Origin of the sequence: Mycolicibacterium diernhoferi, assembly GCF_019456655.1 — a bacterium.
Classification (GTDB): Bacteria; Actinomycetota; Actinomycetes; order Mycobacteriales; family Mycobacteriaceae; genus Mycobacterium; species Mycobacterium diernhoferi.
The window spans coordinates 954,839-969,654 of sequence record NZ_CP080332.1 but is presented as its reverse complement, the minus strand read 5'-3'; the positions used below and the strand labels follow the sequence as shown (position 1 = coordinate 969,654).

Annotated in this window: 20 protein-coding genes and 1 pseudogene; 8 read left to right on the top strand and 13 right to left on the bottom strand. The window is 69.0% G+C overall.

All coding sequences use genetic code 11. The features are described from left to right. Window positions 1–22 precede the first annotated feature (22 nt). Complete coding sequence (locus K0O62_RS04605; RefSeq protein ID WP_073857092.1) at window positions 23–694, top strand: TetR/AcrR family transcriptional regulator; 672 nt, start codon at window positions 23–25, stop codon at window positions 692–694. On the opposite strand, the gene K0O62_RS04600 is transcribed toward K0O62_RS04605, so the two are convergent. Genes K0O62_RS04600 through K0O62_RS04590 form a run of 3 tightly spaced genes read right to left on the bottom strand, consistent with a single transcriptional unit; the run spans window position 595 to window position 2,488 of the window. Continuing rightward, window positions 595–903 carry a DUF3349 domain-containing protein gene (locus K0O62_RS04600; protein WP_073857093.1) on the bottom strand — a complete coding sequence of 103 codons (309 nt, stop codon included), beginning with the start codon at window positions 901–903 and terminating at the stop codon, window positions 595–597. The two genes, K0O62_RS04605 and K0O62_RS04600, sit on opposite strands and share 100 nt — an antisense overlap. A gap of 8 nt (window positions 904–911) precedes the next feature. Further along, entirely contained in the window at window positions 912–1,199 is a 288-nt protein-coding gene (locus K0O62_RS04595; RefSeq protein ID WP_073857094.1) for a hypothetical protein, read from the bottom strand. A gap of 23 nt (window positions 1,200–1,222) precedes the next feature. Next, entirely contained in the window at window positions 1,223–2,488 is a 1,266-nt protein-coding gene (locus K0O62_RS04590; RefSeq protein WP_073857192.1) for an inorganic phosphate transporter, read from the bottom strand. A gap of 183 nt (window positions 2,489–2,671) precedes the next feature. Between K0O62_RS04590 and K0O62_RS04585 the strand changes: the two genes are divergently transcribed. From K0O62_RS04585 to K0O62_RS04575, 3 genes are read left to right on the top strand one after another with little or no spacing between them, the layout of a single operon-like run. Further along, on the top strand, window positions 2,672–3,019 hold the full coding sequence (locus K0O62_RS04585) for a DUF3349 domain-containing protein (RefSeq protein ID WP_073857095.1): 348 nt from the start codon (window positions 2,672–2,674) through the stop codon (window positions 3,017–3,019). A gap of 5 nt (window positions 3,020–3,024) precedes the next feature. After that, window positions 3,025–4,155, top strand: a complete 1,131-nt coding sequence (gene menE, locus K0O62_RS04580; protein ID WP_234800147.1) for an o-succinylbenzoate--CoA ligase — start codon at window positions 3,025–3,027, stop codon at window positions 4,153–4,155. A 9-nt stretch (window positions 4,156–4,164) separates the two neighbouring features. After that, the gene (locus K0O62_RS04575; RefSeq protein WP_073857096.1) at window positions 4,165–4,788 is read left to right on the top strand and encodes a pyridoxamine 5'-phosphate oxidase family protein; all 624 of its coding nucleotides are present in this window, start codon (window positions 4,165–4,167) and stop codon (window positions 4,786–4,788) included. Here the strand turns inward: K0O62_RS04575 and K0O62_RS04570 are convergent. From K0O62_RS04570 to K0O62_RS04560, 3 genes and pseudogenes are all read right to left on the bottom strand, one after another. Next, window positions 4,782–5,597, bottom strand: a pseudogene (locus K0O62_RS04570) (GNAT family N-acetyltransferase). The gene K0O62_RS04575 and the pseudogene K0O62_RS04570 sit on opposite strands and share 7 nt — an antisense overlap. A gap of 27 nt (window positions 5,598–5,624) precedes the next feature. Continuing rightward, the gene (locus K0O62_RS04565) at window positions 5,625–5,945 is read right to left on the bottom strand and encodes a branched-chain amino acid transport AzlD family protein (protein ID WP_073857194.1); all 321 of its coding nucleotides are present in this window, start codon (window positions 5,943–5,945) and stop codon (window positions 5,625–5,627) included. Then, window positions 5,938–6,606, bottom strand: coding sequence for an AzlC family ABC transporter permease (locus K0O62_RS04560; RefSeq protein WP_073857097.1), 669 nt, complete (start codon window positions 6,604–6,606; stop codon window positions 5,938–5,940). The genes K0O62_RS04565 and K0O62_RS04560 overlap by 8 nt, the downstream gene beginning before the upstream one ends. Before the next feature lie 43 nt (window positions 6,607–6,649). On the opposite strand from K0O62_RS04560, the gene phoU reads away from it, so the two are divergent. Together phoU and K0O62_RS04550 are read left to right on the top strand one after the other, a co-directional pair. Then, the gene (phoU, locus tag K0O62_RS04555) at window positions 6,650–7,312 is read left to right on the top strand and encodes a phosphate signaling complex protein PhoU (RefSeq protein WP_073857098.1); all 663 of its coding nucleotides are present in this window, start codon (window positions 6,650–6,652) and stop codon (window positions 7,310–7,312) included. A gap of 146 nt (window positions 7,313–7,458) precedes the next feature. Continuing rightward, the gene (locus K0O62_RS04550; protein ID WP_073857099.1) at window positions 7,459–8,172 is read left to right on the top strand and encodes a cutinase family protein; all 714 of its coding nucleotides are present in this window, start codon (window positions 7,459–7,461) and stop codon (window positions 8,170–8,172) included. Here K0O62_RS04550 and K0O62_RS04545 read toward each other — a convergent pair. From K0O62_RS04545 to K0O62_RS04530, 4 genes are read right to left on the bottom strand one after another with little or no spacing between them, the layout of a single operon-like run. Beyond that, a complete protein-coding gene (locus K0O62_RS04545; RefSeq protein ID WP_073857100.1) occupies window positions 8,152–8,967 on the bottom strand; it encodes an adenylate/guanylate cyclase domain-containing protein in 816 nt (271 codons plus the stop codon). The two genes, K0O62_RS04550 and K0O62_RS04545, sit on opposite strands and share 21 nt — an antisense overlap. Window positions 8,968–8,993: 26 nt before the next feature. After that, on the bottom strand, window positions 8,994–10,121 hold the full coding sequence (locus tag K0O62_RS04540; RefSeq protein WP_073857101.1) for a nitronate monooxygenase: 1,128 nt from the start codon (window positions 10,119–10,121) through the stop codon (window positions 8,994–8,996). A 44-nt stretch (window positions 10,122–10,165) separates the two neighbouring features. Then, window positions 10,166–10,945: an S-methyl-5'-thioadenosine phosphorylase gene (locus K0O62_RS04535; RefSeq protein ID WP_205870719.1), complete on the bottom strand. Its 780-nt coding sequence runs from the start codon at window positions 10,943–10,945 to the stop codon at window positions 10,166–10,168. Next, on the bottom strand, window positions 10,942–11,163 hold the full coding sequence (locus K0O62_RS04530; RefSeq protein WP_073857103.1) for a hypothetical protein: 222 nt from the start codon (window positions 11,161–11,163) through the stop codon (window positions 10,942–10,944). Before K0O62_RS04530 ends, K0O62_RS04535 begins: the two co-directional genes overlap by 4 nt. 79 nt (window positions 11,164–11,242) lie before the next feature. Here K0O62_RS04530 and K0O62_RS04525 point away from each other — a divergent pair, with 79 nt between their 5' ends. Then, window positions 11,243–12,112 (top strand): 1,4-dihydroxy-2-naphthoate polyprenyltransferase, encoded by an 870-nt coding sequence (locus tag K0O62_RS04525; protein WP_073857104.1) that lies wholly within the window; start codon window positions 11,243–11,245, stop codon window positions 12,110–12,112. 5 nt (window positions 12,113–12,117) lie between these two features. Here K0O62_RS04525 and K0O62_RS04520 read toward each other — a convergent pair whose 3' ends face one another. Continuing rightward, window positions 12,118–12,390: a DUF4229 domain-containing protein gene (locus K0O62_RS04520; protein WP_205870720.1), complete on the bottom strand. Its 273-nt coding sequence runs from the start codon at window positions 12,388–12,390 to the stop codon at window positions 12,118–12,120. A gap of 79 nt (window positions 12,391–12,469) precedes the next feature. Between K0O62_RS04520 and K0O62_RS04515 the strand changes: the two genes are divergently transcribed. Beyond that, window positions 12,470–12,631, top strand: a complete 162-nt coding sequence (locus tag K0O62_RS04515; protein ID WP_097933631.1) for a hypothetical protein — start codon at window positions 12,470–12,472, stop codon at window positions 12,629–12,631. A gap of 19 nt (window positions 12,632–12,650) precedes the next feature. On the opposite strand, the gene K0O62_RS04510 is transcribed toward K0O62_RS04515, so the two are convergent. Then, the gene (locus K0O62_RS04510) at window positions 12,651–13,796 is read right to left on the bottom strand and encodes a MinD/ParA family ATP-binding protein (protein ID WP_073857195.1); all 1,146 of its coding nucleotides are present in this window, start codon (window positions 13,794–13,796) and stop codon (window positions 12,651–12,653) included. A 38-nt stretch (window positions 13,797–13,834) separates the two neighbouring features. Further along, the gene (gene ccsB / locus K0O62_RS04505) at window positions 13,835–14,812 is read right to left on the bottom strand and encodes a c-type cytochrome biogenesis protein CcsB (protein WP_073857106.1); all 978 of its coding nucleotides are present in this window, start codon (window positions 14,810–14,812) and stop codon (window positions 13,835–13,837) included. Window positions 14,813–14,816: the final 4 nt, after the last annotated feature.

Here is a 14,816-nt window from a genome sequence, read left to right as displayed (position 1 = left end):
ACTCACAGGAAGGTGGGGCCGGATGACCGCGGAACGTCGCACCGCACGCGACCGTGTCCTCGACGCGGCCGTCGAACTCTTCGCCGAACACGGCGTCCGGGGCACCTCATTGCGCATGATCGCCGACCGGATCGGGGTCGGAAAGGCCGCGGTCTACTACCAATTCCAATCCAAGGACGACATCGTCCTCGCCGTACTGGCGCCCGTTTTCGACGACATCGCGCAGATCGTCGGCAGCGCCGAATCGCTACCCGCGCACCGCTGCAGGCAGGACGCCGCGATCGAGGGACTGGTCGAGTTGTCGATCCGCCAGCGATCCGCCTCGTTCCCGTTCCGCAGAGACCGCCAGATCGACCAGTTGATCGCGGGGCATCCGGAGTTCCGGGCCGTCTCGGACAGGCTCTATGCGCTGCTACTGGGACCCGAACCCGACCCCGCCGCGCGCATCGCCGTCACCATGGCGATCTCCGGCATCTATCACTGCACGACCGACCCGATGCTCGGGGACATCCCCGCCGAGCGGTTGAGCGAACTGCTCCGCGATCTCTTCACGCAATGTGTGCCTCGGGACCGGTGCGAGGACCAGCCGCAGATTCAGCGCGCCGGCGCCGCCAACGGCCAGCCCACCGAAGCGAGACGGGACGAAACCTGTTGCATTTCCTCTGGGTTGGGCTCTTTCGCAGTGATCAGCTGAATCGCATCGCTGATCTCCGCCTCGGTCACCGGATGGTCGCCGTCGCTGGAGCGCAGCACGGTCTGAGCGGCCTTGACCACCTCTTCCTCGGTGAGCGACCGCTTCAACAGTGCCAGCAGCGCGAAATAGTCGGTACGCGGCACACCTTCGGGGTAGCCGGCGTGCAGCCAGTCCAGCACGCTCTCCAGGAAGCTCTTGTTCTCGGTCATATGTGTGCTCACTTCTCGGGCAGGAACGGGAAGAGGTCCACTCCGGTGTGGTGAATGATCGTCGCCCGGGTGATCCACAGGACCGCGGTCAGGATCACCCAGCCGACGAAGACGAACAGCGCGATGCCAAGGAATTTGAGAGCCGGTTGCGGGGCGACGACCGGATCGCCGTCGCTGCCGTCGTTACCGGCGCCGCGCGCGTGAGCCACCAGTCCCACCGCGAAGAGTGCGGGCAGTCCCGCGCCGAGCAGCAGGCCGATTCCGAGCACCGTCAGGATGCTCTCCAGATACGCCATCTCTGCAGTTCCTTACTCGGCGGTCAGACCGCGGCCGTGGGTTTGCTGTCGGTGGTGGGTTTGCTGTCGGTCGCGGTGGCGCGCAGGTCTGCCGGGAGCACCGAATTGGTCGACGCGTCCCAGTCGGCGTTCACATTGCTGCTGTCGACCTTCTGCTGCTGGGCCCGCCACCACATGTAGAAGGACGCCGCGACCAGGATGAGGAAGATCAACCCGTCACCGGCGAGCGCGGTACCGGTGAGCGACTCCACCCCGTGCGACAGCCAGAAGGACAGCGCCCCGACCAGACCGGCCGCCGGCAGCGTGATCAACCAGGCCACCGCCATCCGGCCGGCGACCGCCCAGCGCACCTCGGCGCCCACCTTGCCGACGCCGCTGCCGAGAATCGAGCCGGTGGCGACGTGGGTGGTGGACAGCGCCATGCCCGCGGCGCTGGAGCTCAGGATGATCGCGGCCGACGACGCCTCGGCGGCGAAACCCTGCGGGGATTCGATCTCCACCAGTCCCTTGCCCAGCGTGCGGATCACCCGCCAGCCGCCCAGGTAGGTGCCCAGGCCGATGGCGACCGCGCAGCTGAAGATGATCCAGAACGGCAGGCCCTGCTCCTTGACGTCACCGGTCAGATGACCGGTGGTGATGAGCGCGAGGGCGATGACGCCCATGGTCTTCTGCGCATCGTTGGTGCCGTGCGACAGCGCGACCAGGGAGGCGGTCGCGATCTGGCCCCAGCGGAAACCGTCCCGGCGCCGCTTCTCGGCGACCCGGCGGGTGAGCCGGTACACCAACCAGGTGCCCGATGCCGCGACCAGGCAGGCGATCGCCGGCGCGGCGACCGCGGGGATCAGCACCTTCTGGGTGACGCCGGACCAGTTGACCCCGGCGGTCCCCAGCGCGGCCAGACCGGCGCCGATCAGACCACCGAAGAGCGCGTGCGATGAGCTGGACGGGATGCCGAACAGCCAGGTGAGCAGGTTCCACAGGATGCCGCCGATCAGGCCGGCGAAGATGATCGTCAGCCCGGTGGAGGCGTCGATCCCGGAGAGCAGTTCCCCGGAGTTACCGTCCTGCACCTTGAGAACCGAGGTGGTTACGGTCACCGCGACCTCCACCGACAGGAACGCGCCGACCAGGTTGAGCACACCGGCGAGCAACACCGCGGTCTTCGGCTTGAGCGCCCCGGTCGCGATGGACGTGGCCATTGCGTTTCCGGTGTCGTGGAAGCCGTTGGTGAAGTCGAATGCCAGCGCGGTGGCAATCAACAGCACCAGGATGATCAGCTCAGCGCTCATGCCGCAATTCTGGGTCATCACACGACGATTCGCGTAATTTCCCCCAACTCCATCGACCCCGCCCACCTGCGGATTTCGCCGTACCCGTGAAGTTGTTCACTCAGCGTTCATCCAACGGACGCGCGGTGTTGGAAATGGGCGGCAACATCGGCGCAGGTGATACCGATCTGGCAGGCTGAGACAGTGAATGCATTCCTGGCCAGGATCGCCGCCTGGCTGACGGCCGGCTACCCCCACGGTGTGCCCGGACCCGACCGGGTGCCGCTGCTGGCGTTACTGTCCCGGCGGCTGTCGGGGGACGAGGTGCGGGCGGTCGCGCAGGATCTGATGAACCGCGGGGAGTTCGACAAGGTGGACATCGGCGTGCTGATCACCGAGGTCACCGACGAACTGCCGCGCGAGGAGGACGTCGAACGGGTCCGGACCCGGCTCGCCGTGCAGGGGTGGCCCCTCGACGACCCCCGCGAGCACGACCCCCGCGAGCACGAACCCCGCGACACCGAACCGGAGGACCCGGTATCGCCATCCTGAGACCCTTGGCCGTCGGCACCGGCGCCGCGGCCCTGGATATCCTCCCCGATCTGGAGGCCGCGCTCGGCGGGGGCGGTGCGCGGTTGCCGGTGCCCGCCGCCGACGACCGGCAGCGCACCCTGCTCACCTCCTCGCTGCGTGCCGGCGAACCGATCGACGAGACGATCGCGGTGGTGGTGTCCACCTCGGGAACCACCGGAACACCCAAGGGCGCCATGCTTTCCGTCGCCGCGCTGACAGCGAGCGCGACCGCCACCCATGAGCGCCTCGGCGGGCCGGGCCGGTGGTTGCTGGCCTTGCCCGCCTACCACGTGGCCGGCGTGCAGGTGCTGGTGCGCAGTGTCGTCGCCGGCAGCACACCGGTGGCACTGCACCCGAGTTTCGACCCCGCAGATCTGGTGGCGGCGGTCACCGCGCTGGGCACCGGACGGCGATACGCCTCGCTGGTGTCCAATCAGCTGAGCAAGGCGCTGGGCGACCCGGCCGCCGCGGCCGCCCTCGCCGAACTCGACGCCGTGCTGATCGGTGGCGGACCGCTACCGGCCGACATCGGCGAGCGGGCCGCCGCAGCGGGGGTTCGGGTGGTGCGCACCTACGGCATGAGTGAGACCTGCGGCGGCTGTGTCTACGACGGAGTGCCACTGGACGGGGTGCGGGTCCGTCTGCAGGAGACCGACGGGCGGGTCAGCCTCGGCGGGCCGGTGCTGGCGTCGGGCTACCGCAATCCGGTGGACCCCGACCCGTTCGCCGAACCCGGCTGGTTCCGTACCGATGACCTTGGCGCAGTGAATGATTCGGGAGTACTGAGCATTCTGGGCCGCATCGATGACGCGGTCATCACCGGCGGTCTCACGGTACTGCCCCAGCTGGTGGAGAACGCCCTGATCGACCACCCGGCCATCGCCGAGTGCGCGGTCTTCGGGGTCCCGGACCCGCGGCTGGGACAGCGGGTGGTCGCCGCAATCGTGTTGTCCACCGGGCAGAGTGCCCCCACCGTCGACGAACTGCGGACCCACGTCGGCCGGACCTTGGACGCCACTGCCGCACCCCGGCAGGTGCACGTGGTGGACGCGCTCCCGCGCCGCGGCATCGGCAAGGTGGACAGGCGGACACTGATCGACCGATTCCGGGCATGATGGGTGCCCATGGGCACCCAACGCGTCGAGGTCACCTCCGTCGATCAGCTCCGGGCGATCGTGGGGCATCCGCGTCCCGCGGTCGCGGACAAGGTGAGCCCCCGACTGCTGGATGTGCACCGGGACTGGGTGTCGCACTCCCCCTTGTGTTTCGTGGCCACCACCGATGCCGACGGACGAGTGGACGTCTCCCCCAAGGGTGACCCGCCGGGCTTCGTGCACATCATCGACGACACCACCATCGCGATACCCGAGCGGCCCGGCAACAAGCGGGTGGACGGCTACCTGAACGTGTTGACCAACCCGCATGTGGGCACGCTGTTCGTCATTCCCGGCCGCGGGGACACGCTGCGGATCAACGGCAGCGCCCGGATCCTTTCGGACGCAGACTATTTCGATGCGCTGGTGGTCAAGGGCAAACGGCCGATCCTGGCCCTGGAGGTCGCGATCGAGGAGGTGTTCTTCCACTGTTCCAAGGCCTTCCTACGCTCGGACACCTGGCAACCGCAGACCTGGACGCCCGAGGTGATGCCCAGCACCGCGGAGCTCGCCAGGTCTTTCCAGCCCGATCAGAGCGTGGCGGAACTGCAGGCCTACTACAGCGAGGAGAACTACCGAAAGATGCTCTACTGAGCGTCTTTGACGAGGATCGCGCGGGTGTAGAGCAGGTGGAATCCGCGATGCTGCGCGTTGCGTTGCGAAGGTGAGCCGGGTGCGGTGGTGACCACCGCGAGATCCGCGCCGGCCTGCGCGGCGATGCGCAGCCGGGTGCTCAGCAGGGCCGTCTGCACACCGCGGCGTCGGTGAGCCGGGGCGGTCGCCGCGCCGGCCAGCTGGGCCACGCGAGCGGTGATGTGCAGACAGCCGCCCCCGGCGATGTCTCCGTCGATCAGCGCCACATACGGTGTCACACCGGCATTCTGGAAGTCGCGTTCGGCCCGGTCCACCACGTCGCGGGGGAACTCTTCGGGGGTGGGCACCCCCTCGTCGTCCGGATGCGCGAAACCCTCGACCAGGACGTCGACCCAGGCGTCGAGTTCCTCGGCGCGGGCCGGGCGCACCTCGATCCCCGCCGGGCTCTGTCCCAGGTCCCCGTCCAGTGTGCGGCCGAGGACGTCCTCGAAGGCGGTCACCCGGTAGCCGCGGGCACCGAGCAGTTACTGCGGATCGGCCAACGAACTCAACTCGACCGGGGTGGGTGATCCGTGTGCCGCATAGGCGCATTCGATCGCGTCCATGTCCTGCTCGCTCGGTACGCCGGCGAATCCGAGTCCCACCACCTTGTTGAACGGTGCATCCGGTTCGGCGAAGGCGGCTACCCCACCGGCCAGCGGCAGCGCGAATCCGTCGGTGCCCCGGCGTTTGGCCGCACCGACCACGGCGCCGATGAGGTTTGCTTCGGCGTGCTCGATACGCGCGGCCAGGTCCGTGCCGCAGAACAGGATGCTCACGGCGCACCACTGTCTCACCTACAGCGACATCAACGCCACATAAATACCGGTGCCGATGAAGATGGACAGCAACGCGTGCCGCCACCACAGCTGCAGACCGGCCGTCACCAGGACCGCGATCAGCAGCCAGAGTTGTTGGCGCCCAGGTGCTTGCGGGACGTCGCGGACGGTGTAGAGGGCGAGCATCGCCATCACCCCGAGCGGCATGTGCAGGCTCAGATAGCGGACCACCGCGCTGTGCCGCATCGGCGCCAGCACCGCGAACGGCAGCGCCCGCAGCGCCCAGGTGATCGCGGCGCTGACCGCCACCAGGGCGGCGATGTGCCCCGGATCAGGCATCGGCACGTCCGGGCCGGGTCAGGAACCGGGCCAGCAGCAGGACGGTGAACCCCGCGAACGCCCACACCAGCATCTGCCCGGGCACCAGCAGCCAGGCGAGGACCGCACACAGCACCGCGGCCACCGCGGTGAGCCGGTCGGGGTGCTGCCGGTAGGCGTCGATGGCCAGCACGATGAACAGGGCGGTCAGGGCGAACTCCAGGCCGTGCAGTCGCTCCAGTGGCAGCGCCACCCCGAGCAACCCGCCGGCCGCGGCCGATAGGGTCCAGGTCAGGTGCAGTGCCGCCTGCACGGTCAGGATCTGGCGCCCGGTCCAGTTCTCGGCGACCGGGCTGACCGCCACCGCGTAGGCCTCGTCGGAGAGCACATAGGTGCTGTAGAGCTTGCCGGGCACGCCGCGGACCCGGTACAGCGGGAACGACAGCGCATAGAAGATGTGCCGGGAGTTCACGATCAACGCGGTCAGGGCCGCTGTCGCGATGGGCGCTCCGGCCGCGGCCAGCCCGACCATCAGGAATTCCAGTGACCCGGCGTAGATCACCGCCGCGAACACCGGCGCCCACCACCAGGCCAACCCGGCGTGCACCACCAGCAGACCCAGCGCCGCACCCAGGGGCAGAAAAGCCAAGCCGACCGGAGCCGCCAGCCGCAGAACCGACATCTGGCTAGTTTGACAGCACCCCAAATGGGTACCCCCTCAGACCATGCGGACCGAATTCCACGCACAACTGGACCGGCTGACGGCCGAGCTCGGTGAGATGTGTGGGATCGCGGCGGCCACCGCGGCCGACGCCACCGCGGCCGTCGTGCATGCCGATACCGAGGCGGCCCGGCGCGTCCGCACCGGACTCACCCGGCTCGACGAGCTCAACGATTGCGTGGACCAGCTCGCCTTTTCCCTGCTGGCCCGGCACGCCCCGGTCGCACACGATCTGCGGGTGGTCATGTCGGCGTTCTCGATCGCGGCCAATGCCGACCGGATGGGCGCGTTGGCCACCAACATCGCCGGTATCAGCACCCGGACCCGCACCGGGATGGCCTCCCCGGTGGCCACCCTGGACCTGTTCGCGGAGATGGGGCAGCGCACCGTCGAACTCGCCGAATGGGCCGAGCACGCCGTCCTCACCGGCGATGTCGAGGAAGCCCGCCGCATCCAGGACGGCGACGCGGCGATGAATGATCTGCACCGCCAGTTGCTGGCGCTCGTACTGGGCAGCCAGTGGCACGACGGTGTCGCCGCGGCCACCGATGTGGTGCTGCTGAGCCGGTTCTACGAGCGTTTCGCCGATCACGCCGTCGACATCGCGCGCCGGGTCCTGTTCCAGGCGACCGGGGAGATTTCCCAGCTCAGCCCGGTCTCCACCTAGCGTTTCCGCTCCCCGCGATGCACCCGGGATGCCCTGCTGCCTTGGTCACAGAATTGGCACGGATGTTAATAGAGTGACTAATGTGAATAATGATGGGTATTGATCGGGGCAGATAGCGGACAGGTCCACGACGAGGAGAAACCAGAATGGCCGCCCGTACATTGGCTGCACTCACAGCGGCGGCACTGGCGGTCGCCCTCAGTGCCTTCGCCGCCCCGTCCGCGTCGGCGGCCCCGGAATGCTCCGATATCGAGGTCATCTTCGCCCGCGGCACCGACGAGGCGCCCGGCATCGGCAAGGTCGGCAAGGCCTTCGTCGACACCCTCAAGCCCATGGTGAAGGGCAAGTCGGTCAGCACCTATGCGGTGAAGTATCCGGCGACGTGGGACTTCATGAAGGCCGCGATCGGCGCCAACGATATGAGCAAGCGCGTCCAGACCATCGCCGCCCAGTGCCCGAAGACCAAGATCGTGCTGGGCGGCTACTCGCAGGGTGCCGCCGTCGTCGACGTGGTGGCCACCGCGCCGATCGCCGGTCTCGGCTACACCGCGCCACTGCCCGCCGCACTGGCCCCGCGCATCACCTCGATCGTGGTGTTCGGCAACCCGTCGGCCCGCATCGGTAACCCGCTCACCAGGATGAGCATGGTCTACGGGGCCCGCACCGCGGACCTGTGCGCGCCCGCCGACCCGGTCTGCTCCCTGGGCCGCGACTGGGACTCCCACGTCCGCTACCAGGAGTCCGGGCTGGTCAAGCTGGGCGCCGAGTGGGCGGCCAAGCTCATCAAGGCTGCCGATCAGAAGCCTGCCGCACCCAAATCCGATGCCGCCCAAGGCACCTCAGCCACCAGCACCCGCTGACCCGGCCACCGGGTACACCAGGTGGGTACCGCGCAGCCCTTTGAGTTCGACCTGCCGCGGCACACCCAGCCGGATGCCGTCGGAATCCGCGACGGCCTCGGCGACCGGCGCACTGACCAGGATCTCGCCGCCGTCGGCCTGACCGGCGACCCGCGCCGCCAGCGCGACGTCGAGACCGAACAGGTCCTCCCCGCGCCGCACCGAGGTGCCCATGTGCACGCCGATGCGCACCCGGAACGGCTGCTGCGCCAACGCGTCCTGCACGTCGGCGCTGCAGCGCACCGCGTTCTCCGGGTCGGCGAAGGCCACCATGAAACCGTCGCCCTGGTTCTTCACGACATGTCCGCCGTGGCGGCCGACCGACGATTCGATCAGCTTGTTGTGCTTGCCCAACAAGCGAACCCACGCCTTGTCACCCATCGACTCGTTGAGCTCCGTCGATCCCTCGATATCGGAGAACACGATGACCACCCGGCCGTCGGCGGTGAGCCGGGCCAGGTCGGGCCGCTCCACCTGCGCCCAGCCCGCCAGATCCTCGATCGAGTTACGCACGACCGCGCCCAACCCCTTGTTGATCAGCATGTCCGCGGTCTGGAAGACCGTCTTGATCGCCAGCGGCGCGACACCGAGGCGGCGCCGGCGACGGCGCTCGTCCTGCTGGGTGCGCACCCGGTCGAGTTCGCGGCGCGCGTCACCCAGTTGGTGGCGCGCGACCAGGAACAGCACCAGGAAGGTGATCAGCCCGGCGGCCAGCAGCGCGACGACCCCCAGCAGGACGAGTTCGGCTGTCGGCACCCGTCCAGTATCGGTCAGCGCCGCAATCAGTCCGGCAACGAGCTGCTCAGCCGTTCGGTGGCCGCCAGATAGTCCTCGATGAATTCCAGCACCACGTCGCGGGCCGGCTTGACCTTGGTCATCAGCCCCACACCCTGGCCGACGAAATAGGTCGACAGCGCCCGCGCGCCCTCATGGCCCTGGGTGGCCAGGTTGTCGATGCGGCGCAGCACGGGTTCGGACAGCATGTTCTGCAACGGCAGCGGAAGCGGCTGCTGCCCACCGGGATTCGGCGCCCAGGCGTCGGTCCAGTCGGAGCGCAGCTGGCGTGAGGGCTTACCGGTGCGCCCGGCCGATCGCACGGTGTCCCGGGACCCGGCGGCCAGCATCTTGGTGACGGTGTGCGGCTCGGTCTCGGCCTCCTCCGTCGTCAACCACACCGAACCGGTCCAGGCCCCGACCGCGCCCATCGCGACCGCGGCTGCCATCTGCCGTCCGGTGACGATGCCGCCGGCGGCCAGTACCGGCACCGCGTCGTCGATCGCGTCGATGACCTCCGGAACCACGACCAGCGTGCTGACCTCGCCGCAATGCCCCCCGGCCTCGGTGCCCTGCGCGACGATCAGGTCCACGCCCGCAGCGACCTGCTTGAGCGCGTGCTCCTTGGCGCCGACCAGCGCGGCCACCGGGATACCGCGCTCGCGGCCCGCCTCGATCATGTAGTCCGGCGGCACGCCCAGGGCATTGGCCATCATCCTGATCGGGTGGCTCATCGCGACCTCGAGCAGTTCCTTGCCGTTGCCGCCGGCAAGCAGCGGCCGACCGGTACGCACCCGGGTGTCGGGTTCGATGCCGTGGTCGGCGAGCAGCTTGTTGACGAACTCGCGGTACCCCTCCGGGATCCGCGTCGCCAGATCGTCGCTGGACAGCTTCTCGCCCTTGCCCTCGAACTTGGCGGGCACGATGATGTCGATGCCGTACGGCTTGCCGTTGACATGCTCATCGATCCAGGTCAGCTCCTGGTCGAGCTGTTCGGGGGTGTACGCGGCCCCGCCGAGCACGCCGAACCCGCCCGCGTTGGAGACCGCGGCCACCACATCGCGGCAGTGGCTGAAGGCGAACAGCGGGAAGTCGATGCCGTATTGCGCGCAGAAGGCCCCGGATGTAGTTGTCATCCGCCCATTATCGACACCCGTCAAGTGTCCGGGCGGCCGGGTCCCTAGGGAAGTTCGAACGGCAGCATGACGCCCTCGTGCGCCAGGCAGTGCGTACAGGCCCGTTCGGGGTCGACCCGCGCGATGGCTTCATGCACCAACTTCTTGAAGCCGGCGATGTTGCGCTCGAATTCCGCGAACACGTCGACGGCCCGCACGCCCGCGCCGGTTTCCACCCCGGCATCCAGATCCGTCACCAGTGCCAGCGCGGCGTAACACATCTCGAGCTCGCGCGCGAGCACGGCCTCCGGGTACCCGGTCATGTTGACGAGGGTGAAGCCCTGACCGGCGAACCACCTGCTCTCGGCGCGGGTGGAGAACCGGGGGCCCTGGATGACGACCATGGTGCCGCCGTCGACGACGCCGGGCAGATCCGATGCCGCGGCCCGCAGCGACGGGCAGTACGGGTCGGCGAAGCCCACGTGAATACCGCCGGCGTCGAAGTAGGTGTCGGCGCGGCCACTGGTCCGGTCGACCAGTTGGTCCGGCACCACCATCGATCCCGGCCCCAGCGCCGGGGTCAGGCTGCCGACCGCGCAGGGCGCGAAGACCCGCCGCACGCCCAGCGCCCGCAGCGCCCACATGTTCGCGCGGTACGGCACGGTGTGCGGCGAGAATTCGTGGTTGAGACCGTGCCGGGGCAGGAATGCCACCTCATGGCCGGCGATGGTGCCGACCGTGATCGCCGCGCTCGGAGCGCCGTACGGGGTGTCGAGGTTGATGGCCCGCGCGTCGGGCCCGAAGAAGGTGTAGAAGCCGCTACCGCCGATGACTCCGAGCATCAGTGGTCGGACTGACCGTCCAGATCGGCACGTTCGGCGGCCTGGATGGCCGCATCCCGGATGGCGAAGGCGTCGGTGGCCAGCCCGCCGATCGCGCCGGCCACGTCCTTGACCGCGGTGGTGATGATGGACGCTACCTCCCCCACCGTCGATGCCACCGATTCCACGCCCTCTTGCAGCGCGTCCTTGGCGATTTCACTCTTGCTGAGTCGGTCAGTCATCTGCCCAGTCTCATGCGGTCCCACCGATGTGACAAGGTGCGCCACGTCACCCCGTTCAGGTCATGCAACGATTGGCGGCGTGGCTAGCTTCGCGCAATGGATCGAGGGCGCCCGTCCGCGCACCCTCCCGAACGCGGTGGCTCCCGTCATCGCCGGCACCGGCGCCGCGGCGTGGCTGGGGGAAGCGGTCTGGTGGAAGGCGCTGCTCGCGCTGCTGGTCTCGCTGGCCCTGATCGTCGGCGTGAACTACGCCAACGACTACTCGGACGGCATCCGCGGCACCGACGATGTGCGCAGCGGTCCGCTGCGTCTGGTGGGCTCGAAGGTGGCCTCCCCGCGAGCGGTGCTGACCGCCGCGCTGGTGAGCCTGACGGTCGGCGCCGCGGCGGGCCTGGCGTTGGCGATCGTCAGCCAACCGTGGCTGATCGCGATCGGCGCCGTGTGCATCGCAGGGGCCTGGCTGTACACCGGCGGCTCCAAACCGTACGGCTACCGCGGGTTCGGTGAGATCGCGGTGTTCGTGTTCTTCGGGCTGGTCGCGGTGCTGGGCACCCAGTACACCCAGGCGATGCGGGTGGACTGGGTCGGTGTGCTGCTGGCCGTCGCCATCGGATCGTTGTCCTCGGCGGTGCTGGTGGCCAACAACTTGCGAGACATCCCGACCGACAGCGAGTCCGGGAAGATCACGCTGGCGGTGCGCCTCGGGGACGCCCGCACCCGCGTGCTGTTCCAGGTGCTGCTGGTGGTGGCGTTCGTGGCGGCCCTGGCGCTCATCGCGGCGACGCCGTGGGCCGCGGCCGGACTGCTGGCGCTGCCGCCGGCCCTGCGGGCGGCCGCACCGGTGCGGCGCGGACTGGGCGGCAAGGACCTGATCCCGGTGTTGCGGGACACCGGCCTGACCATGCTGGTGCTGTCGGTGGCCGTGGCGCTGGCGCTCGCGCTGAGCTGACCCGGCTAGCTGTCCTCGCCGCGCAGGCGGGCCTGCAGATCCTGCTTGTCCTGCCGGCGGCGCTCATCGAACTCGGCGATGCTGGCGGTGGCCCGCCGGCGCAGCGGCGCGAAGACCCAGATGCCCAGCGGCAACGCCAGCACGAGCGCGAACAGCACCGCCACCACCACCGGGAATTCGCGCAGACCGACGAGATGACCGACGCCGATGATCACCGCGGTGAGCGCCGCGGCCAGCGCCAGCCGGGCGAACAGGTAGGCACCGACATCACGCAACATGCGGGGACCCAGCCGAGATTCAGACACGGTCCGAGCCTACCGAGGAGACGCGTATATTCGGAGCAAGGAGGTTATTGGCTTGCAGTACTTACTCCTGGTCCTGATGGTGGCCGGGCTTGCATTCGCGACATACCGATTGCTGCGCGCATCGGCAGAGCGCCCGCGTCCCCGGGTGATCGGGCCCGACGACGATCCCGACTTCCTGCGCCGGCTGGATCCCAAGGACAACCCGCGCAACTGAGCTGTGTCGGTTCGGCGGGTCAGTTCGCCGGATGCCCCGGAGCGGGGAAGTCGCGGGCGACCACCGCCGCCAGCTCGAGCAGCGCCTGACGGGTCGCCGGTTTGAGCCGTTCCAGGCTGATCTCCGCGCCCTCTTCCAGATGCGGGTCGAAGGGCACCTGCAGCACCGCGCGGCACCGCCGCGAAAAGTGGTCGACCACCTTCTGCAGATCCACCTTGCCGGAACGCGGACGCACCGCATTGACCACCGCGACCGCGTTGCGCACCAGATCCTGATGGCCGTGCGCGTCCAGCCAGTCCAGCGTCGCCGAGGCCGAGCGCGCACCGTCCACCGAACCCGAGCTGACGACGATCAGCACATCGGCCTTCGCCAGCACCGCCGCCATCGCCGAATGCAGCATCCCGGTGCCGCAGTCGGTGAGCACCAGGCTGTAGTAACGCTCCAGCACCTCCACCGTCCGGGCGTAGTCCGATGAGCTGAACGCCTTGGACACCGCCGGGTCCGACTCCGAGGCCAGCACCTCCAGCCGACTCGGCCCCTGCGAGGTGTAGCGGCGGACATCGCTGTAGCTGGTGATGCCCTCGGCGTCGCGCAGCAGATGCCGCACCGTGGCCGGGGTCTCCAGTGGCACCTTCTGGCTCAGGGTGCCGCGATCCGGATTGGCGTCCACCGCGATCACCCGGTCCCCGCGGGTGGAGGCGAACGTGGCGCCCAGAGTCGCGGTGACGGTGGTCTTGCCGACACCGCCCTTCAAGGACAGCACCGCGATCCGGTAGCAGCCACGCAACGGCCGGCCGGCCTCTTCGATCAGGGTGGTCTGGCTGGTGACCTCGGGACTCTCCCCGAGATTGACGAGCTTGAAGGTGCCCAGATACAGCCACCGCCGCCAACCTCGCGTCGGCGCCTGCTTGGGCTGCCCGAGCAGGGCGACGGTGGACAGGTCCAGGTACGGCGCGGGTAACGGCACCGGGCTGGTCTGCGGCGGGAGTTCCGGCGGGGGATCTGCCGCGCTCGGCCCGGTCACCGGCGGCGCCGGGGGCACCGGTGGCGCCGTCTGCAGCGGTTGCGCCGGGAAGCCGTGCGGGGGCGTCGGCGCGGTCCATTCCGGGGGCGGCTCCTGCCCCGGATCGGAAAACCGCTGCTGCTCCCGGAAACAGGGAGTCATCCCCCGGTCGCCACGCTCCAGCCCCCCGGTCACCACGCTCAGCCCACCCCGGCGTACGAGTGCAGACCCACGGTCACCAGGTTGATGAAGAACAGGTTGAAGATCATCGCGATGAACCCGACGACGTTGATCCAGGCGGCCTTCTTGTCCCGCCAGCCGGCGGTCGAGCGGGCGTGCAGGTACGCGGCGTAGACCACCCAGGCGATGAACGACACCGTCTCCTTGGGATCCCAGCCCCAGTACCGCCCCCACGCCTCCTCGGCCCAGATGGCGCCGAAGATGACGCCGAAACCGAACACCGGGAAGGCGAAGATCGTGGTGCGGTAGGCGATGCGGTCCAGCAACTGGGCGTCCGGCAGCCTCGACAACATCCGGCCGAACCCGTTGTCACGCTGGGCGAATGACGACATCTTGAGCAGGAACAGCACGCTGGCCACACCGGCGACCAGGAACACACCCGAGCCGAGGCTGACCACCGAGACGTGGATCGGCAGCCAGTAGGACTGCAGCGCGGGCATCACCGGCGCGGCGTGGGTGTAGAGCCACTTGCCCGACACGGTCAGCAGGATCAGCACTGGCGGCAGCACGAACACCCACAGTCCGCGGTACTGCGGACGGCGCAGCACGACCGCGGCGGCCACCAGACCGGAGAAGCAGGTCAGGTTGATGAACTCGTACATGTTGCCCCACGGCACCCGCGCGGTGGCCAGCCCACGCAGCACGATGCACGCCGCGAGCAGGACGATGCCGGCGTAGGCCAGGGCCACCCCGGCCCGGCCGATGCGTTCGTCGACGGTGCGGGAGGAGTCGACCACGATGCCGGGTGTCGCACTGGCTGGGTCCACCGCGGAGCCCGCGCCGGCCGAGACCAGTTCGCGGGCCTCCACCTTGCGGCTGCGCGAGTAGGCCAGCTCCACGGCCAGCAACAGCAGCGCCAGCACCAGCACCAGCACCGATGAGGTGAAGGCCCAGTCCGAATACCTGGCCAGCTCGATATCGATGTCTGTGCTGTTCACAAGC